The organism is Ramlibacter sp. WS9 (assembly GCF_003797765.1).
GTDB lineage: Bacteria > Pseudomonadota > Gammaproteobacteria > Burkholderiales > Burkholderiaceae_C > Ramlibacter.
The window spans coordinates 156064-176505 of sequence record NZ_RKMB01000003.1 but is presented as its reverse complement, the minus strand read 5'-3'; the positions used below and the strand labels follow the sequence as shown (position 1 = coordinate 176505).

14 protein-coding genes and 1 pseudogene are annotated in these 20442 nt (G+C 61.5%); 9 read left to right on the top strand and 6 right to left on the bottom strand.

All coding sequences use genetic code 11. The annotated features are described in order from the left end of the window. Window positions 1-2: 2 nt before the first annotated feature. From EEB15_RS06735 to EEB15_RS34575, 5 genes are all read left to right on the top strand, one after another. Window positions 3-710, top strand: coding sequence for a hypothetical protein (locus tag EEB15_RS06735; RefSeq protein WP_141508935.1), 708 nt, complete (start codon window positions 3-5; stop codon window positions 708-710). Then, window positions 707-2656 (top strand): hypothetical protein, encoded by a 1950-nt coding sequence (locus tag EEB15_RS06730; RefSeq protein ID WP_141508934.1) that lies wholly within the window; start codon window positions 707-709, stop codon window positions 2654-2656. Before EEB15_RS06735 ends, EEB15_RS06730 begins: the two co-directional genes overlap by 4 nt. After that, window positions 2653-3666 (top strand): ATP-binding protein, encoded by a 1014-nt coding sequence (locus EEB15_RS06725; protein ID WP_158290022.1) that lies wholly within the window; start codon window positions 2653-2655, stop codon window positions 3664-3666. The genes EEB15_RS06730 and EEB15_RS06725 overlap by 4 nt, the downstream gene beginning before the upstream one ends. Before the next feature lie 4 nt (window positions 3667-3670). After that, window positions 3671-5254, top strand: a complete 1584-nt coding sequence (locus EEB15_RS06720; RefSeq protein ID WP_158290021.1) for a hypothetical protein — start codon at window positions 3671-3673, stop codon at window positions 5252-5254. Between the two features lie 120 nt (window positions 5255-5374). Further along, window positions 5375-5815 carry a BPSL0761 family protein gene (locus EEB15_RS34575; protein WP_141508928.1) on the top strand — a complete coding sequence of 147 codons (441 nt, stop codon included), beginning with the start codon at window positions 5375-5377 and terminating at the stop codon, window positions 5813-5815. Between the two features lie 98 nt (window positions 5816-5913). Here the strand turns inward: EEB15_RS34575 and EEB15_RS06710 are convergent, their stop codons facing one another. Next, complete coding sequence (locus EEB15_RS06710; protein WP_141508926.1) at window positions 5914-6390, bottom strand: Lrp/AsnC family transcriptional regulator; 477 nt, start codon at window positions 6388-6390, stop codon at window positions 5914-5916. 86 nt (window positions 6391-6476) lie between these two features. Here EEB15_RS06710 and EEB15_RS06705 point away from each other — a divergent pair, with 86 nt between their 5' ends. Together EEB15_RS06705 and trxB are read left to right on the top strand one after the other, a co-directional pair. After that, the gene (locus EEB15_RS06705) at window positions 6477-8762 is read left to right on the top strand and encodes an aminotransferase class V-fold PLP-dependent enzyme (RefSeq protein ID WP_141508924.1); all 2286 of its coding nucleotides are present in this window, start codon (window positions 6477-6479) and stop codon (window positions 8760-8762) included. After that, window positions 8759-9709, top strand: coding sequence for a thioredoxin-disulfide reductase (gene trxB, locus EEB15_RS06700; protein WP_141508923.1), 951 nt, complete (start codon window positions 8759-8761; stop codon window positions 9707-9709). The genes EEB15_RS06705 and trxB overlap by 4 nt, the downstream gene beginning before the upstream one ends. Window positions 9710-9724: 15 nt before the next feature. On the opposite strand, the gene EEB15_RS06695 is transcribed toward trxB, so the two are convergent. The 5 genes from EEB15_RS06695 to EEB15_RS06675 are packed head-to-tail and all read right to left on the bottom strand — an operon-like array spanning window position 9725 to window position 18161. Beyond that, window positions 9725-12595, bottom strand: a complete 2871-nt coding sequence (locus EEB15_RS06695; RefSeq protein ID WP_141508921.1) for an insulinase family protein — start codon at window positions 12593-12595, stop codon at window positions 9725-9727. Further along, window positions 12588-14309 (bottom strand): ABC transporter ATP-binding protein/permease, encoded by a 1722-nt coding sequence (locus EEB15_RS06690; RefSeq protein ID WP_141508919.1) that lies wholly within the window; start codon window positions 14307-14309, stop codon window positions 12588-12590. The genes EEB15_RS06695 and EEB15_RS06690 overlap by 8 nt, the downstream gene beginning before the upstream one ends. Window positions 14310-14345: 36 nt before the next feature. Then, the gene (locus EEB15_RS06685) at window positions 14346-15329 is read right to left on the bottom strand and encodes a hypothetical protein (RefSeq protein WP_141508917.1); all 984 of its coding nucleotides are present in this window, start codon (window positions 15327-15329) and stop codon (window positions 14346-14348) included. A gap of 32 nt (window positions 15330-15361) precedes the next feature. Further along, a complete protein-coding gene (locus EEB15_RS06680; protein WP_141508915.1) occupies window positions 15362-15748 on the bottom strand; it encodes a co-chaperone YbbN in 387 nt (128 codons plus the stop codon). A gap of 55 nt (window positions 15749-15803) precedes the next feature. Next, on the bottom strand, window positions 15804-18161 hold the full coding sequence (locus tag EEB15_RS06675) for a TonB-dependent receptor (RefSeq protein WP_158290020.1): 2358 nt from the start codon (window positions 18159-18161) through the stop codon (window positions 15804-15806). Between the two features lie 325 nt (window positions 18162-18486). On the opposite strand from EEB15_RS06675, the gene EEB15_RS06670 reads away from it, so the two are divergent. Together EEB15_RS06670 and EEB15_RS06665 are read left to right on the top strand one after the other, a co-directional pair. Then, complete coding sequence (locus EEB15_RS06670) at window positions 18487-19935, top strand: PLP-dependent aminotransferase family protein (protein WP_158290019.1); 1449 nt, start codon at window positions 18487-18489, stop codon at window positions 19933-19935. A gap of 30 nt (window positions 19936-19965) precedes the next feature. Further along, window positions 19966-20436 (top strand): annotated as a pseudogene (locus EEB15_RS06665) (DDE-type integrase/transposase/recombinase); the annotation flags it as partial. Window positions 20437-20442 lie beyond the last annotated feature (6 nt).

Sequence of the window (20442 nt, the reverse complement as noted above, 5' to 3'; positions counted from 1 at the left end):
CCATGGATGCATCCGTAGTCAAGAACGCCCGAGCAAGGCAACCCCTAAAGGCCGCCAAGGCTGTCCGGAAGGCCGCACAAGACCGCGGAAAGGCGAATGGCAACATCTCATTCATCTACGGGGAAAAGGTCCGCAAGGAGTTGGTTGTCACGAGCGACATAGAGCTCGCCAACCTCCTTGACCTGGAGGCCGACCAAACCGTCGTCCGATACGACATCGACCCAGAGAGGATCATCGCAGACATCGGCGGCGAGCTTTTCAGCACCAAACCCGACGCCGTCGTCCACTATCGAGACTTCCGCCGCGAAATCCGGGAGGTGAAGTACAGCGACGAGATCGGTACCGACGCGCGTGCCATCGCCCAGCAGAAGGTCCTGGAAGCAAGACGTGAGAAGGCGGGAATCTCCTGGAGATTCTTCACCGACGAGGACGCGTTTGCGAAACGTCTCGTCCTCTTGAATTGGCTGGACGTCGAAGCGGTCCTGAGGGAAGCGCGCGCCGTTCCAACCGTGGAACTGGAAAAACGTGTGGCCGCCGCAGTCTACGACGCGGGCAAAACAAGCTTGGCGGGAATTCACGACGCGTTGCACCTGGAGTGGCGCTTGGTCTTCGCGGCGATTTTCCGGGCTCATCAGAAGGGGACGATCACGGTCAATCTGTCCCGAAAGCTTTCTTGGGCCACGGCGGTGACGCCGTGCGACCTGGCATGACGTTCCCACGCTCCATTCCCGCGCAGAAGCTGGATCGCAAGAATTGGGCGGGTGTTGAGCCGTCGATGATGTCCGAGGAGCAGCGGGAGCGGTTCAACACACTCAAAGGCGCGGTCGACATGTACCTCGATGGAAAGCCGCCACGTTTGGTCTTTGCAACCCATGGCGTTAGCCGCGCCTGGCTCAACAAGAAGCTGCACGACTGCGTCAAACCAGGGCCCGACGGAAAAGTCCAAGGCTATCGAGGATTGCTGCCGCACGCCACGCGCAAGCCCTATGTCCGGAAGGCGACGGTCCATGGCACTTCCGACGGCTTTGGCAGCGCGGGCGGGTGGGGCAAGCTCATGCGCGAACAGACCTGGATCAACAAGTTGATCCGCGACGCCACCAGGGGGAAATCTGGCTCCGGCGTCAAAGAGGCCGGCATCAACGTGAAGTCCATCCATCGCGACATGATGGAGGGGCTGGAAAAGAGGGGCTTCACGCCCAAGGACTATCCCCTCCACACGGGCAACAAGGGCTACTCCGCCCTTTGTCGGCATATCAACAAGCTGCTCGTCCAGGGCGACGCCGACTTGCGCCGGGCAAAGTACGGGACCGCCAATGAAGCAAGGCTGGACAGCCGGTCAGGAAAGACCGGCTGGCTCACGGCCCACAGGGCCCTCAGCATTGTGTGCTACGACGAGCAGCAGTTGCCGCTGATCGGGACTTTGGTCATCGAAATTGGGGACCGGGAGATTCATGTCCCCATGCAGCGTTGCAGCCTCTGCCTCATGGTCGACGAGTTCACCGGAGCAGTCCTCGCGTATTTCATCTCCATGCGCCGGCGAGTCTCTGCCAGCGACGTTCTGAAGGTACTGGAACACCTGCTCACTCCGTGGAAGCCGATGGCCCTGACCATCCCGGGGCTGCGCTATCCGGTGGGCGCGGCTTTGCCGGCTGGGGTTGTGGAGGGCGTGTTGGGAGCGCGCATCTCCATGATGCGTGTGGACAACGACCTGGTCCACTACGCGAACTCCATCTTGGAGTACGCAGTGGACAGAACCGGCATTGCTTTGCAGTACGGAGAGCTGGCCCGACCGATCACCCGTCAACCCGTCGAGCACGTGTTCGCCATGCTGCAGACCCGCTTTCTGAGCCGCATCCCCTCCACCACCGGCAGCGGTCCGGACGATCCTGCGGTGGATGATCCGGTGGGAAAGGCCGTGAAGTTGAAGATCAAGATGTCGGACGTGCAGCAGGTCGTCGACATCGCCTTGGCCCAGATCAACAACACACGTCAAGTGTCGTTGATCAATGCGACACCTCTCGAGGAACTGGCGAGGGAGTTCTCGGGATCTCGCGGAAGCGTTATCCCGCGATGGCCCGCTGGGTTGGTGGATTCGCCGAAGTTCCCCAACGAAATCCTCGAAGTAACGGTCGCGGGCAACATCGCGGAGAAGCGACAACCGTACGTCGAACATATCGATGGAATCTATACCAACGACCTTCTGCGGGACGCTTGGACCATGATCGGGAAACCACTCACCATCCACATCCATGACGACTTCAGGACGCTTCAGGCCTATCACCCAGGAGGCGCGGAGTTCGGGCCGCTCTGGGTCACCGGCCACTGGGCACATTCGTATCACACGAAGGAAACTCGGCGGGAAATAATCCACGCCAAGGGCAAGGACGACTTCGACTATGGGCGGGACGACGATCCCGTCGCGCTGTACGGTGACCATCTAGCCAGAATCGCGGCGGAAAAGGGGCTCCGCAAAAGCCCGAAGGTGAGTGTCGAGGCCAACAAGATCGCCCGGATGATGGGCCCGGGCAACCTGGGGCCGCACAAGACGACCCTCGAGGCGATGTTGCATCGGGGTTCGCCGTTGTCCAAGCCCGCGCCGATTCGGCCCGCGGCCGGTGCTCGATGGCGCCGGGGCGCGACGGGGGGCGGGTCATGAGACCGCCGCAGCCGCCCACCGGCGCTGGGCTGGATTTTTCGCGTCTGCACGACCTTGACTATCGGAAGTCAATCATGCAGGGCCACGCGATGCGCAGCGAGTTCTACCGCGCCCAGACCCCCGTCACCGACGAAGTCTATGACGCCGTGTACTCCGATGTCATCCGAGGAAGCGGCGGGTGCATGTTCTCTGGAACCCAGCGCATCGGAAAGACTCATTGTTCATACGTTGTATTCGACCGCTTGGCGCAGGACATTCCTGGGATCGCCTTGGAGTATGTCGTTGCCAAGGATGAAATGGGCCGGAAGTATTCCGACTTCTGCATGCACATGTTGGGGGCATTCGGGCACGCCACGGAGGTTCGCCGCAAATTCACCAACTGGGAGCGGCTGATCATTGATCACGTTCGCACTGCTTGCCTCAACTCGGAGTGCAAGATCTTCTTTATGGTCGTCGATGAAGCCCAGCGGTTGCGCATTGAGCAGTACCGCCATCTGTTCAATCTCTCCAACGCACTGGCAGCCGCCGGACACAGGCTCGCGACCATCCTCTTTGCCCAGAAGCGCAGCATGTCGCACCTGATGATGCAGGGCTTTGAGAGGGACCAGATTGAGATCAGCGGAAGATTCTTCGTCCGCCCGCTCGTCTTCCGCGGCATCAGGACCGAAAAGGAACTCGAATCGCTCCTCGATCAGTACGACGCGCACCTCTTCTACCCGATCAATGCGCAAGGATGGTGCTATACCCGCTTCTATGCCTGTGACAGGTTCGACGAGGGGTGGCGGCTATCGCACGAGGCCAGCGCATTCTGGACGGCACTGGAAGGCGCGGCAGGCGTCATTGGTGAGCTCTCCGAAGATTCCGTGGGGTTTGGTATGAACTGGATCGTGAGAGCCATTCACTACTACCTGACGGACGAGCTCATGAGCGGGGAAGCCACCTATGACGACGAGGAGCGCTGGAAAACGGCCATCAAGGAAACGGCGAACGTCGCCCTGCTGGCAGCGTAGCATCATGACGGTCTGGCTCCAGCCTGTAGATGAAAGGCACTCCCTGGAGAGCCCCTGGATGCGGGTGAACAAGTTCGCCTACCTCAACGGCCTGGGCGGCCAGGAACTGGCCAAGGCCCTTCGACACCCGGAGCACGTCACCCGAGAGGAACGCAAGCTGATCGGTCTCATCGGCGGGGACATGGCCTGGCTCAGGGGCAGACCACACGCAGACGTTGTGCACGGTCTGCGGTCCGGTGCACCATTTGGTGACGGGTATGACCACATCGTTCTCCGCGACGCAGTCAGGTACTGCCCGCATTGCCTGGGCCAGGGCTTCCACTCCTTGATCTTCCAAGCGGCGGGGATAGTCCGGTGCCCTTTCCATCACGTGCCGCTCGCGTCAAGCTGCCCAGCGTGCGGATCGTCGATGCCCTCGATGGATTCTGTTCGCCGAACCGACTTCGTGCCCCTCCATTGCTCGACCTGCCGTCGTCCATTTTGCGACTTGTCGGATTTCGACTTGATGTTCAAGGCGGTGCCGTCCTTGGCGCCGATACTGGCCTGTTTTCGTGAGCTGACCTCCAGGCTGGAGGAATGCTTCCGTCTTGACCTGTTGCAGGTCAGCATCGAGACGAGCCCCGTGCAGAAACGCAGTCGGGCATCCATGCTGTCGATCCTATGGGCGTTGCAGTTCAGTACCGATCTGCCCGACTATTTGGAGCCATTCCCGGCTCTATGCTGGGGCCCAACCGTCAGAGATGTAAGGGTTGCAGACCGTTTGGATCGTTGGCGAGACACCTACCGCGGCCCGGCCCGGCTGCTGAGGGTGGCCGCGGCAGATTCGCGCAGTCTCGACACGGCGATTTCTAGGACGCTCAGATCCATAGGCGGACACGAGGCGCGGCACTCGCCCACCATTGGCTATGTGCTGTGGGACGAGGGAGAGAAGTTTGTCCTGATCGTTCGGCCATCCACCTGCACGTGCTGCGAGACGCTCGTCCACTGGAGGGCGACAAAGCAGGGGCTGCTCACAGCCATCGACAAGCTTCCCCGGTTGGGTGCGGGCTTCATCTGCTCGTTGTCCGCCGGTTTGCGGGCGGCGCAGCGCGACTTGGACATGGTCGCCTTCGGACGGACTGCGGTGCAGCGGGCAATTCGACTCCTTTGGCGTACCACCGAAGCGGATGAACTTTTGGTGGGCTACCAGCGCATGGATATCAGCGAGTTGATGCGAAGCATCGACAGCGCCACCATTGGTCTCCTGGGCAGCGCGCATGAAATGCTCCGAGCCGAATCCCTGCATGGTATGTTCACGGTGCGTCTGGATGGCATGGTCATCGACCGAGCTCTGCGCGCCACGGCCGAGTCGATGCCGGCGAAGCTGGCCGAGGGCACGCACGTTGCCATCGGCCGTCGCAGCGCCTGGTTCTTTGAAACCGGGTCCATCGCGAGCCGCAGGTCGGGCGTCGACCCTTGGGTCATGGGCTTGGAGGTCACCGAGAAGCCGGCGCGCGAGCGCGCGGAGCGCGCCAGGGCCACCGTCATTGAACCGAAGATCTTGCAGGCTCCTGCAACGCACTGGGACGCGCTGCTCAACAAAGCGTAGGACAGCGAACGTATGCGTCCGACGAAACCGTCCCGACGACGGCCGCAGCGCGAACATGAAGCTCTCTAGAATGGCCACGCTGCTATCCCCATCTTGCGTGACTTCTAATCGGAGAGAGCCATGACGATGCCGCACGAGCGCACACGTAGTCTGCGATGGGGCCATGAACTCCTGAATCTCGTCGCGGAGGACGCCGCCTTGGATGCAGCTGTTCGCGAGCAGGCGCGCCGCCTCCTATCAACTTACCCGCCTCCGTCCGAAATCGCGCGCTGGCTTGCGGAGGACTTGCCTTCGCTTCCGGCATCAGCAGCCGTGGCACTGGGCGCCGCAGCGGACCATTTCTCCAAAGCTGACCTCGCCAACAGCGCCTCCGCGGAAACTGCAAGCGTGCTGCTTTACACCCGACGACACTATCCGCTATCGGGCGATTTCCAAGTTTGGGCCAACGGGAATGGTCGCAGAAGCCCGCGCGAATGGTTACTCCCGGAAGATTGGTACGACTCGCGCCTGTCGGCACCCTCAGCGCAAGTCACAATCGCGGTGCCAAGCGACAGTCGATAGAGTCATTTTTCGTCACGTGCGGCTCATGTGGGCGCACAAGCCGTGCGCCAGAGATACCGCGTTGGCTTCTTCTCCGGTGGACCAAAGCTGGGTGATGGTCAGTCCACGTAAGACAACGGAAGGGCGGTGGTGAACTTGAGTTCTTCCATCGCGAAGCTGGACGACACGTCGAACAGCTGCGTGCCGGCGATGAGCCGCTGGTAGACCTTGTCGTAAGCAGCGATGTCAGGGACGACGACGCGCAGGAGATAGTCCACGTCGCCGCTCATGCGATAGAACTCCACGACTTCGGGTATCGCTTCCACCGCGGCCCGAAAGCGGTGGAACCATTCCTGGCTGTGGGTGCTGGTGCGCACCGACACGAAAACGGTGGCGCCGACATTCACCTTGTCGCGGTCGACCAGCATGACGTTGCGGGCTATCACGCCAGCTTCCTTGAGTCGCTGCACCCTGCGCCAACAAGGCGTTGGCGAGAGACCCACCTGGGCCGCCAGTTCGGCAACCTGCGTCTCGCCATCGCGCTGCAGAATCTCGAGCAATTTGCAGTCGATGGAATCCAATTTCATTGTTTTCATGATTCTGAGAATATGTTTTCCGATTTTGCCGTAGTGGGGATGAAATTCGCACTCCATTTCCAGGTGCGTGTCCAGATAATTTCTGCATGGAAATCTATCTGGACGCAAATGCCACCACCCCTGTTTTGCCTCAGGCGCGGGCCGCCGCACTATCGGCAATGGCCGAACAGTTCGGCAACCCAAGCAGCACCCACGCGAGCGGCCTCAAGGCGCGCGCGCTGCTCGATCGGGTGCGAGCGACAGCGCGGCGTGTGCTTGGCGCACCGAGCGGCCAGCTCCTGTTCACCAGCGGCGCGACGGAGGGTATCCAGACTGCGGTGCTGTCCGCGCTGAGTACCTTGCGCCGGCGCCGCGATGGTGGCGAGCCCCTGCGGCTGGAGTTGCTGTACGGCGCCACGGAACACAAGGCGGTGCCCGAGGCGTTGAAGCACTGGAACGCGCTGCTGGGTCTGCAGCTGCCGATCCGCGCGATCCCTGTCGATGCGCATGGCCGCCATGACCTGGCCTGGCTTCGAGATCGGGCGCCGACAGCGGGCCTGGTTTGCACCATGGCGGCCAACAACGAAACCGGCGTGATCAGCGATCTGGAAGGCATCGCCGCGGCATTGGCCGGCAGCCCCGCACTGTGGCTGGTCGATAGCGTGCAAGCCCTGGGCAAGCTGACGCTGAAGCTGACCGAGAGCCGCATCGATTACGCGCCGTTCTCCGGCCACAAGCTCTATGCGCCCAAAGGTATCGGCCTGCTCTATGTCCGCGACGGAGCGCCCTTCACGCCGCTGCTGGCCGGTGGCGGGCAGGAAAGCGCGCTGCGCGCCGGCACCGAGAACATGGCGGGCATCGCAGCGCTCGGGGCGGTGCTCGATGCGCTGGAAGACGGTGAGATCTTTCACGATCAGACGACGCTCGCTGTCCATCGCCTGCGCCTGGCCACGGCATTGAGCGAGGCCTTCTCCGGATTGGTGTTCAACGCACCCGCTGCGCTGAGCCTGCCGACCACGTTGAACTTCACGGTGCCCGGCGTGAGTTCCAAACTGCTGCTGGACCTGTTCGACGCGGCCGGCCTGCGCGTCAGCGGCGGTTCGGCCTGCAGCGCCTCCAAGGCCCAGCCCAGCTATGTGCTGGAGGCCATGGGCCTTCCCGCGTGGCAGAGCGCGGCCGCTGTGCGCCTCTCGTTCGGTGCGGCGGACGGAACCGGCCTCATCGACGAGGCGTGCTCCCGCATCCGCGCCTGCGGGGCCGCGCTGCGCGCGAACTGCCTGAGCCCGATGCCGCGTGCGCAGGAGGCAGCACCCGAGTTGCTGACGCGCTTCGTGGTGGACGGCGCATGCTGCTACCTGGTGGCCGATGCGACGAGCCGGCAATGCGTCGTGATCGACCCACTGCCCGAGCTGACCGACGGCATCGTCCAGTGGCTGCGTTGCCGCGGCCTTGCCCTGGCTGCCGTCCTGGACACGCACAGCCATGGAGACCACGCGTCCTCGGCCGGCGAATTGCGCGCAGCGGCTTGTGCACTCCTGAAGGAACAGAGCACCACCGACGCCTTGGGCTGGCCGCAGGGAGACGACGAGATCGTGCTGGGCGGCTTGCGACTGACTCGCCTCGCGATTCCAGGGCACACCGCCGACTCGACCGCCTATCTCTTGCATGAGGCGCACACCCTGCGCCTCGCGTTCGTCGGCGACACGGTGATGCCGGGCGCGCTCGGGCGCAGCGACTTCCCCCAGAGCGAACCGCTCGCCTATGCGAGCTCGCTCAAGACGCTGGAGCGCATCGTCGGCCCGCACACGTTGCTGCTGCCGGGCCACGACTATGACAACCGCTTCGCCTGCACCTTGAGTGCCGAGTGCGAGATGCAGCCCCTGCTGGCTGGCGTGTTGCAAGGGCGCCTGGATGCCGCTGCCTTCGCAAAGGCAAAGGCAGCGCTGGAAGATCACCTGCCGCTGACCGAGTACCAGACCCTGGCCTGCGGCGCCCGCGTGGACGGTTGTACCCAGGGTACCAGGGTCGAAATGGGCGCCGCGCAGTTGACCGCCTTGATGCGCGGCACTCCGCGGCCGATGCTGGTGGACGTGCGCGAGCCTTACGAGCAACAGGTGGCCGCCGATTCGACTCCGGTCTGCGACACCGCCCCCGAGTACGTTTCGTCGTCGGGACTGCTCAATGCCTTGCCGCGCTGGCTGGCGCTCTCTGCTGACGTTCCGATCGTCTTCTATTGCCGCAGCGGCAACCGCAGCGCGCAGGCGGCACGCGCGCTGCGCCGCCTCGGCCATGCACAAGCGTGGAGCCTGGAAGGCGGGTTGGCGCTGTGGCCCGCCGCGCCATCGCCGGCTGAACCTTCCCTCGACAAATTCGAAACGACGATCCAACAATGAACCAACATCACCGACTGCTGATCCTCGGCTCCGGTCCGGCCGGCTACACAGCCGCCATCTATGCGGCGCGTGCCAACCTCAAGCCGACCCTGGTGACGGGCATGGCTCAAGGGGGCCAGCTGATGATCACCACCGATGTCGACAACTGGCCGGCCGATGCAATGGGCGTGCAGGGCCCGGAGCTGATGAAGCGCTTCCAGGAGCACGCGGAGCGCTTCGACACCCGGTTGCTCCAAGACCATATCGACGAGGTCGATCTGGCAGAGCGGCCCTTTGCCCTGAAAGGGGACAGCGGCACCTACACCTGCGATGCCCTGATCATCGCCACCGGCGCCTCGGCCAAGTACCTGGGCCTGCCTTCGGAAGAAGCGTTCATGGGACGTGGGGTGAGTGGCTGCGCCACCTGCGATGGGTTCTTCTACCGCGGCCAGGAAGTCTGCGTCGTCGGCGGCGGCAACACGGCTGTCGAAGAGGCGCTTTACCTGTCCAATATCGCCAGCAAGGTCCATGTAATCCACCGCCGCGACAAGTTCCGGGCCGAGCCCATCCTGGTCGACAGGATGATGGACAGGGTCCAGACGGGCAAGATGGAGTTGCATCTGTTCAACACCCTGGACGAGGTGCTGGGCGACCAGAGCGGCGTAACCGGCGTGCGCATCAAGAGCACGACCGACGGCAGCACGCGGAACCTGAAACTCCAGGGTTGCTTCATCGCCATCGGCCACCAGCCCAACACCGACATCTTCAAGGGCCAGCTGGAAATGAAAGATGGCTACATCCTCACCCGAAGCGGCCTGAACGGATTCGCCACGATGACCAGCGTGCGTGGCGTGTTCGCCGCCGGCGACGTGCAGGACCACATCTACCGGCAGGCCATCACCAGCGCCGGCACGGGCTGCATGGCCGCCCTCGATGCGCAACGATTTCTGGAGCAGGACGCTCCGTGAGCGCCCGCGCAGGCTTCAGGGCGACTCAAGCAGGTTGACGGGAGACAAGCCCGCCAGGTCCTGCGTCAAATTCCCGGCCGCCGCGGCCCTGCTGGGAGCCGCTTGCGCCAGCCAGGCCCGGGTGACCCGCTTGATGTCGTCGCCAGTGCAGGCCAACACGCGTTGACGGAACCGCGCGCGTGCGTCGACCGAGATGCCCCGCTCCATCAGTTGCCACGCGAGCAACGCCTCGACGTGTGGCGCCTGCGGCTTGTCGAGACGCTTGATCACGCAAACGATAGCCTCCTCGATCTGTATTGTCGAGAAGTCCGAGTGCGCGACTGTCTCGACCGCTGCGGCGAAGTCCGCATAGGTGGCGGCAAGCCGGGGATCACGGAAGGACGACATCATGAAGATCCCGGTGTCGCCGCTATAAGAGGCCGACGCGCCGTAAGCACCCCCTTGCTCCCGCAGCAAGCGATGCAGGATCTGGTTGCCAAGAAGCTCCGCCGTCACCGCCAACGCGGCGGCATCGACGTGGGTCATGCTTGGCACCGACCACGCCGCGACGCAATGGTTCACCTGGCCTGCTATGTCCAAGGCCGCCTGTGCGAGCACCGTATCCGGCCCCGAGGCGGCTGACTCGGCAGAGGCGGCCGCGCGAGGTGCCGGAATGGCGATCGCCAGGCTGTGTGCCAGCTTCGCTCCATCCGCGTCACTGCCCGCGCAAAGAATGGTTCGGGGGCAGGCCAGCAAGCGCGCCTGGACAAACGCGAGTCGCTGACACACTTCGGCCAGTCCGTCCGCCGTTTCGATCATGCCCTGCAACAGGTTGCAGAAAGCGAACGATTCAGTGCCCCGCACCCGGTTCTCGAATCGGGTCTTGACTGACAGAGGCGCCGTGGCGGTCAGGGCGGCATATTGGGAGCCGAGTTGCCCCAGCCCGGAGATCTGGCTTCGCACTCGCGAAGTGACGAGGAAAGCGATTCGATCGGTCTCGTCGAAACGCGGTTGCGTCACCCAGCTCTGCATCACCGTGACGATGGCTTCCTGTTCCTCCCGCAGAGCGCTGGCAAACAAAGAGAGCTGAGGCTTCAATCCGCCGTCGGCCGTTGATAAGGCATCGAACGCCACGCGAAATGCGGGAACCATGCCCTGCCGCCAGGCACTCGCTTCGGCATAGCTTTGCGAGCCCACGCCCAGTTCCGGCAGCAGGTCGGCATAGAGCCTCAGCCAGGGCCAGTCGGCTTCTTCGAACGAACCCACGTCGTAGATGACATTCGCATAGGTGATTCCATTCGAGGCAACAGTGGCGGCGCAAGTACCGTCGGCCGAACAGGTCAGGCCAGGCAATGCGCGTGGCGCCGGCTTGAGCTCCTGCGGCAGGATACGCGGCAGCACTTCGGCGTCGGGAATGCGTTGCTGCCGTTCGGCGAGTGCGGCACTCTCGCTCAGGATGCGTGCCCGGTCTTCAGGCGTGAGCTGTGCTTGGCGCTGGTGCAACAACGCTTGCTCGGCGGCGACTCGCTTGCCGAAGAAATCGGAGTCGGGAGTTGCATGGGTGACCAGGCAGGTCGGATTGTCCAGAAGTGCCTGAACGAGCCCTTTGAAGAACCCCGGATCGTTGGCTTGCTCATCGAGCTCGACCAGCAGCGGTTCGACGTCGAGCGCGGTCATGGCATCGCCGCCGAGCATCACCATGGGCACGGCATTGAGCAGACGAACCAGGCCGGCCGGCATGCTGCCGCTTGGGACTTCCCGCTGATCGACCCGGAGGTTGCGAAGTGCGGCCTTTATCACCTCGGCGGGCACACCGTCCCGAGCGGCCCGGCGCAGCGCGTCGCGAATGCACTCCTCAGCCGGTTCGACCTGTGACTGCGTCAGACCTTCCATCCCCAAGTGCAGCACCATCTGGCGTGCACTTTGGTCGAGTCCTGTCATGCGGGACGGGCGGCCAAAGCCTGCGGATTGCATGGCCTGCATGACAGGCGCCGACGCGCTTCCCAGCAGGCCGAAAGTGAGAATCTGCGCGAGATGAGTCGCAAGGGGATCGGTTGCCTCGCCCAGAAGCCAGGCGATCTGCACGCCCTGCTCGTTGTTGCCTGTGCCTTGCGGGGGCAAGGCCACCGCGATACGACGCGGCGCCGTCCACGGCACGGCGAGCGTGGGCATATGGCGTGGCACCACACCCGTCAGCGGCACCAGCACGCGCTCACTGATTCGGGCTTGCACTTGCGCGGCTGCGACGCGCCCAGCCGTCATGAACACGGCTTGAGAAGGGTGGTAGTGGCTGGCGTGAAAGGCCTTGAGAATGGCGTGCGAGATGGACGGAATCTCCGCAGGGTCCCCGCCGGAATCGACGGCGTAGGTCGTGCCCTGAAACAGTTCGCGCCGCATGGCCACACTGAGCACGTGCAGGGGATCGTTGTAGACGCCCTTCATCTCGTTGAACACCACACCCTGGAGCCCCAGCTGGCCGTTGTCCAGCGTGTAGCGCCAACCTTCCTGGAGAAATCCCAGAGGGTCGAGCTCGGGAAAGAAGGTGGCGTCGAGATACACATCGAGCAGGTTGAAGAAGTCCTTCTCGTCGGTGCTGGCGAAGGGATACACCGTGCGGTCCGAATAGGTCATCGCATTCATGAAGGTCGCGGTTGAGCGGCGCATCATGGAGAAGAACGGATTCGCTATCGGATAGCGCTGCGAGCCACTCAATGCCAAGTGCTCGAGGATATGAGCGCGGCCGTCGCTGCGGTCGGGAACGGTCGGGAAGGCCACGAGGAAAGCAAGTTCCTCGTCTTGCGTGGCCAGGTGGAGGTGTTGGGCACCGGACCGGTGATCGACGTAGTGCTCCAGCGTGGCTTGCAACGCGGTAACGGGGCGGCGGCTGACGAGGCTGAATTCAGGCATGGGAAGGGGTCGGAACTGCGATAGGGTTTTGCGTCACACCACCATGGCCATTGAAGACCACCTCATGGGTATGGAACACGTTCAACGTGGATCGGTGAGCGACGCTGATGAGCGTCAAGCGCGGCAAGCGCTCCAACAGCAGCTTCATGAGATGGCTCTCGGTAGAGATGTCCAGGGCGCTTGTGGCCTCATCGGCAAACAGGTAGTCAGGGGCACTCAACAGCACCCGCGCAAAAGCCACTCGTTGCTGCTCCCCCGGTGAAAGCTGCTGCCCCCATCGCGAGGCCTCGTGGAGCCTGGGCGCGAGGTGTCCCAGCAAACAGTCGTCGAGTGCCTTCCGGCACTCGACGTCGGAATACTGCTCGGCCGGTCCGGGATAGGCCAGGGCATCTTTCAGCGTTCCCGTGGGGACGTAACATTTCTGCGGCATGAACTGAAGTTTGGCTCCTGCGGGAATCGAAATACGACCATCGCCGAAGGGCCACAGCCCGGCGATGGAGCGCAGAAACGTGCTTTTTCCAGCGCCGGACGGGCCCCTGACAAGCCAGCGCTCGCCTTTCGCAAACTCGAAGTGATCCAGGGTGACGAGTGGCTTGGCATCGGGCAGCGTGAGCCTCAGCGAGCGCCCGTTCAGGTCGCGCACAGGCTCCGTGTGGATCTCAACCCCGGGCTTGGAGGAAGCGTCGAGCGCCGCGTTCAGCACGAGCAATCGCCTCGTGACTGCGACCCACGCCACGATCTGCGCGTAGAAAAGCCCAAACCATCCGACCGCCATGCAGAACATGAGGAAAGCGGCCTGGCTCTGGAGGACGGCACCCAGGTTCATCTCTCCGGTGAATAGCTTGGGGGAAACAGCAAAGATGGGGATCAACGATTGAATGATCAGCGTGCCGTTGGAGACAAAGTTCAGGTATTTGGTTTTCCCCATGATCTGGCGAAAGTTCAACCTGAGCTGCACAAAGAGCCGCTGCAACCGCGAGTATTCGACCGCGCCCGCGTCATAGAAGGCGATCTGCTCCGCGTACTCCCGCTGCTGGACCATGGTGTTGCGGAAGTCCGCCTCGGCCTTCTGCTGCTGAACGGTCAACGAGATCAGTTTGTGGCCCGCAAAATGGCTGAGCCACGTTTGAAGAAGCGCGTAACCGATCGCCACCCAGAACAGGTATCCGGGGATCGTCAAGCTCAAATCGCGGGAAACGGCGACGGTATAGGGTCCGGCCAAACTCCAAAGCAAGGGACCAAAGACCAATAGCGTGCCGAGGTTGGACAGAAACGCGAAGGAAAGCCGGAGCGTGTCGTGGACAAATAACTTGACGTCCTCCGAAATCCGCTGATCCGGGTTGTCGGTCGACTGGTCCCGTTCAAGATGGAAGAACTTCTGGTCCTTGAACCAGCGTTGGAGAAAATACTCCGTCAAGCTTTGACGCCAGCGTATCTCCAGAAACTGGTTCGTGTACTCTCGCGCGGCGACCAGCACGGCGTAGCCCATGAGCACCCCGATGGAGATGAGCGACAAAGAGCGAAACTCCGCCGCATCGCGCTTGTCGATGGCGTTGTACAAGTCCTTGATGAAGTCAGCCTGCCAGGCCTGAAACTTGACGCCGACGCCCAGCATCAACAACAACACAGTCAGGAGCCCCAAAGCAACCCAACGGTCTTTCGAGAACCAGTAAGGGCGAATGAGGCGCCAGACCATGGCGAGATTCTTCTTCATAGCAGTTCTCTCGATCCAAGCTTGGCCTGTGTGAGCCTAAGCACCATTCGATTGGGCATTCCCGATGCACTCCACCAGGCCCGCCAGCATGCGGCCGCCGACCAGAGGCGTCGTCTGCAGCTGCTGGTTCGCCAGGACTTGCTGGAACTCGAAACTCCAGTAGGCCGTCAGTTCCTTCGATTGTTTGAAGAACGCTTGAGCGTCGAACTTCGGGTCTTTCTGTGCTAGCGCCACGTACTCGCCCATGGCTCGTCCTTGCCCCGCAATGACTTCCAGATCCTTTGCGGACGACAGCCGCGTGGCGAGCGCCTGGGTGATCGGGCCGGCAAGCGAACGAAGGCTCTGCAACGGCTCGGCGTAGTCACCCGCCCAAGGCCAACACACAGATTCGAGAAACTCGGTGATGGGTTTCACAAACGCCGGCTGCCCGGCATCGACTGCCAGGGCGTCGGTCATCTCGACGCAGGTCTTGCGAACGGCTGCCCATTGCTGCGCGGGGACGACTTGCCCAGCCGCCTCGGCCTCGAACAGCTGCGCAACCGCTGAAACCCGCGCCTGGACGCCGGGCGGCAAAGGTGCAACCGGATGATCCGCGCTCGCCAGATCGCGCAATATCCAGGCCGTCACGTGCGCAAAAAGATCGGGCAGCCGGCTTCCCGGCTTGATGCCTTCGAGCCATGCTGTCCAGTGCCCGGCGATGGCGTCTGGCAGAAGGAACACGGGCGGCGCGCTGGAGAAAGCGCCATCTCCGGATCCCTCATGGGGAATGGAAACAACGCTCACGCCCAGCAATGCTTGATAGAGCATAGCCAGTTGCAAGGGGAGCCCAGTGGCGGGCTCGAATTTGTCGACGTCGGCACTTTCCAGTAGCGCGCCCAAGGGCGTACACATCGAATGCTCGGGCATCCATGCGACGTTGATGAACGGATTGAGCGAGCCGGCATCACGATACTTTTCGATTCGCTCGATGCATTGTTTCTTAAGTGCCGAACTGCCGTGGAATGCAATCAAATCAGACATCTGCGATCTTTATGGACGGGGGGAAATGAACTTCAAGCCGAACCCAGGAGGATCTCGTCGAACTCCATGGCGAGGCGTGTTCGTGTGTGCTGCTTGATCTGGCGCGGCGCCTTCCCTTGTTCGACGACCACCAGATAGGGAATGCCACGAACTCCGAACGGCTCGAAGAGCGCCTTGTTTTCGTCGACATTGATCTTGACCACCTTGATCTTGCCCTTGTACATGCTGGCGACGGCTTCAACGGTCGGCATGAGGGCCAGGCAGGGGCCGCACCATGGCGCCCAGAAATCGATAACGACCGGAATGGTCGATTGCTCAACCTCGGACTCGTAGTTCGATTCATCTACCGCAATAATCGATTCGCTCATTGACTTCAACTCTCTCTGGTTTGGGTTTTGTCGCCACAGGCGCTCTTGCATGGACTCCGCGACGGCGCGGCGTGGAAGCCGGGCCGTCGCGGATCAATGCCGAAGGTCAGAAGTTGTATTGGCCGCTCAGATAGAACGAGCGCCCCTTGTCCACACGCGCCGATCCCCCGCTTCCATTCAGGATCTGCTGGGCGTCGGTTACGTTCTTGATGCCCAACGTCAGCGACCGGTTCTTGTCTCGGTAGCCCGCGGCCAGGTCTACGCGCAGCTTCCCTGGAAGTACCTCTTTCTGGTAGTCGGTCTGTGGAATGCCGAACCAGTTGATGGAGCCCACGAAGATGGAGCTTTGCCATTGCGCGCCCGCGCCTGCCCACCATCCATCCTGGCCGTTGCCATTGAACGAATATGAACCCCAGAACGTGGCCTTCTTCTTCGGCGGCAGAAAGCCGCTCAGGATGTTCCGGTCTGTCAGACCGAGGAACGCGCCCAGAGCGGGGTCAAGCTCCAGCGTCAGGTTCGTCTGGGAGTATGACGTTCGAATGTTCAGGTGCCTGCTCAGGTTTCCGGAGAGCTCAACCTCGAATCCGCGGCTCTTCTGGCCCGGAATGGTGGTGAGAAAGAAGCCTTCGTTCATGTGAGCGACATCGAGGAAATTGACGTTCCTCTGGTTGATGTCGAAGACCGCCGCGGTCAGCGCCAACTGCTTGTCCGCGAAAAGGGCCTTGAATCCGAGCTCCTTTTGTTTTGCGTACTCGGCCGGAGGTGGCGCGCCGTTGCCGTACATGACGCCGCCGCCCTGGTACGGAGTCAAGCCCTTGTTGAAGCTTCCGTAAACGGAAAGATCCGGCGTGACTTCGTAAAGGACGCCGAGCGAGGGGAGCCATTCGTTGGTGGTGGAGTCTCCAGGCTGGCCGGCAAAGGCCTGCTTGTACTTCACATGGCGCACGCCAGCCAGGGCAACCCAAGATCCCCACTTGATGTGATCAGTGGCCAGGAAACCTTCCTGCACGTCGCTTCGGTCGTAGACGATCGTCGCCGTGTACGGGTTGACTCCCGGAAAGCTTGCCACGGCGCCCGTCTGGACGTTGATTCCCTCCACTGCCGAGCCGTAGTTTCGATCGGCGACTTCCCTGCCGCGCGTCTTGTCGTAGGCGAAGAGCAACTTGTGCGAGACCGGCCCGGTCTTCACTTCTCCGGTGAGATCGACTTTGAGCGTTGATCGAATGAGTGTGTCGTTTTCTTGAAGTTCCGTCTTCAAGAGGTTGGGAAAGGTGAAAGTCGAAATGTCGAAGGGGGCGACAAAGCCCACGGTAATCTGTGGCGCCGAGTTGTCCTGGAGGGATCGTTCACGGGAGAGATTGACAGAGACATCCCAATCGTCCGAAATTTTTTGCCGAACTTTGGCCGATACGATGGTGTTCTTCCGGTGGTAGCCGGAGTCCGGATTCGAGGTCGGCGTAAAGCCGTGCTTGTCGCCCAGCTTCTCGTTCGGCCCATAGAACACGCCAAGGAACGGGGTGGTGCGCTGCTGGTTGTATTCAAGGCTGAGCGATGCCTCTGTCCCCGTATCCCAGTTGCTGTAACTGACGGCGGGGGCGATGTAGTGGTGGTAGGCCCCGTTAACGCCTTCCTCGTTTTTTCCCTCTGTCATCTCGGAGGCGATGAGGCGGTACTTCCACCGCTTGTCTTGGTCGAGGGCGCCGGCGAGGTCCAGCCCCAACTCCGCCCTGTCGTGCGATCCGAGCTGGAGGGAGACCTCCCGCACCGTTTGCGCTTGCGGCGCCTTGCCGATGACGTTGATCACGCCACCGTATCCGACCCCTACGCCGTTCAGGATGGCGGCGGGGCCCTTCAGCACTTCGATGCTTTGGATCGTGCCGACGGGCGGACCGAATTTGGCGTCACTCACCACGCCGTTGCGCATCACGGAGCCTGAGAAGCCACGAATCTGAAACGTATGATCGGCCGCGTTGCCGGTAACGCCTGGCAGGTAGTTGATCGCGTCTGCGAGACTCTGGCTCGATTGCTCGCTCAACAGTTTTGCACCGACGGTTTCGATCGTCATCGGCAGCGACATCGGATCGACTTCGGCGCGCGTGCCACTGACGTTCCGGTCGGCCAGGTGCGACGCGGAGCCGCGGATGACCACCTGGTCCAGCAGGGCGATGGGGCGAATGGTGTACTGGCCGCTGCTGTCGGTGTGAACCGCGAGATTTGTTCCCTGCAACAGTTCCTTCAACATCTGCTCTGGTGCCTGCCGCCCTTTGGCGCCCGGGCTGGTGCGACCCTTGAGATCATCGGCAGAGTATTGAACTTTCTGGCCAGATTGCGTGATGTAGGCATCCAGCGCTGCCTTCAGATCACCACCCGGTATGTCCATTACCTGACTTTGCGCCTGCGCATGGAAGGCGAAGAGCAGATGCGCTGCGAGGGCCGTAACGCGCAATGAAGATTTGATTCCCACGGTTTTCACTATGACCTCGTTAAGGATGTTTTAAGTTCGAAAGCACTCACGTCAGTCGTCCCTCTGCATTTATTTGTAGCCTCGGATCTCCTTGTGGAAGTCCGACCTGTCGCAACACGCGGCGTAGCTGTTTGGATGCGTACCAAGTGACGGAAGAATAGCGATCGATTTCATGTCAAATCAGTACACATCTGACAATTTTCTGGCAAACTGGCCTGAACGTTTTGACCTGACACATTTGAGGGATTCCCCTTGGAAAGAGATGGTGCCGTACCTCTAAGGTGGGCCTCAGATGGCAAGTCCGTGCCCTAATTGCGAGACCGATATGTTCAATACAACCCACCTTCAGGCAGCAGCAGCAATTTCAGGCGCCACGTCGCTGGTTGACCAGATCTTTCAGATGGTGGTCAAGGCCGTGCAGGCCGGTCAGCTGACTGCTGGACGGCGCCTGCCGTCAGTGCGGCAATTGGCCGACGACTGCAATGTCAGCCGCGACACCGTTGCCCGGGCCTATGACAAGCTGGTCGCTCATGGTTTCGTGGAAGCGCGCCGTGGATCCGGCTGCTATGTGAAGCTGGCGCGCAGGACACCTCGTCAGGTCGAGCGGCATCCCCCTTGGTCTGACCAGGCGCTCTCTCATCCATACCTATGGCACAGGCAACTCGTCAGGCCGCTGGTTGACCACGTAACTCACATGGGCAGTGGCGTGATGCCTGCCGCGTGGATCAATGAGTCAGAGATTGCCCAGGCCATGCGAAATGTTGCCCGGTCGAACCACCGGTTGCTGGCGTCGCACACCGATCCGCAGGGCTATTTGCCACTGCGGGAAATCATTCAGTCAAAGCTGTTGGAGCTAGGGATCAATGCGGAACCGAAGTCCTTGATGACCACTGTTGGGGCTTCTGAAGCACTGCATTTGGTGATCCAGGCGTTTTATTTTCGGGTCCAAAGCGAAATCGTGCTTGGCGAGTCACCGGGGCCATTCATGCTCTTGCAGCACCTTGCCGCGACGGGGCTCGATATCGCTTTTGTCCCACGCGAGGCCGATGGTCCGAACCTCGAAGTGTTAAGGGCGCTATGCGAACAGCACAAGCCCAGGTTCTTCTTCTGCAGTTCGGTACTGCAGAACCCCACATCAAGCTACATGACGCCACACAAAGCGTTTCAACTCCTGCGTCTGGCAGAGGAGTTCGATCTGACGATCGTTGAAGACGACTCGTACAGCGATCTGGCGCCTTCCAGCATGGCCGGACAACTAACGCGGTTAGCGACCCTGGATCAACTTAAGCGCGTGATTTATATCGGCAGCTTCTCCATGACATTGGCGGTGGGACTGAGAGTTGGCTTTATTGCCGCAAGCCCTGAGAGAGTTCAATGGCTCACCCAGTTCCGTTCTGCAAACATCATTTCCAACTCGACCCTTGGAGAGCGAACGGTGCTCGGCGTCCTGTCGGAAGGCAACTACAGGCGCATCTGTGACCAATTGATATCGAAGCTGGACGAGCAACGCGAATCAGTCATTGAACAGCTTGAGGCCATCGGAATCGCGTTTGACCATAAGCCCGAATCGGGGTTGTTTCTCTGGGGCCGTTTGGGCGAAAAAGTGGACGCCCTCTCACTCGCACGCACAATGCTGGAAAGCGGCCATCTGACCGCGCCTGGGAGCGCGTTCTCATCGGACTCGCGATACGAGGGCTACATGCGATTCAACATTGGAATGACGCATAGCAGCCCCGCAATTACTGCGTTGGCGAAGTTGCTGGGCCGGCCGTAGCGTCCAACATCGTTGAATCTGCTGTTGCAGATGTACGTGGTGTTTGTGATCGATGTGTATGCCCGGCGCATCGTGGGCTGGCGGGCGAGCAGCTCGATGCGGACGGACTTCGTGCTGGACGCCCTGGAGCAAGCCCTGAATGCCCGGCAACCCGAGAGAGACGGCAGCCTCTTGTGCCACTCCGATCGCGGCTCGCAAAACGTCAGCATCCGCTACACCGAGCGCTTGGCCCAGACCGGCATCGAACCGTCTATAGGCAGCAAAGGCGACTCCTATGACAACGCACTGGCCGAGACCATCGGCGGGGTGTACAAGGCCGAGTTGATCCATCGCCGCGCACAGGGGAAAACCAATGAATCGATGGAACTGGCCACGCTCGAATGGGTGCCCTGTTTTAACCACCGCAGGCCACTCGAATCGATCGGGTACATCCCGCCTGCAGAAGCTGAAGCAAACTACTACCGGCAATTCACCAGTCAAGCCACCGCGGTGGTAGCCTGACTTAAA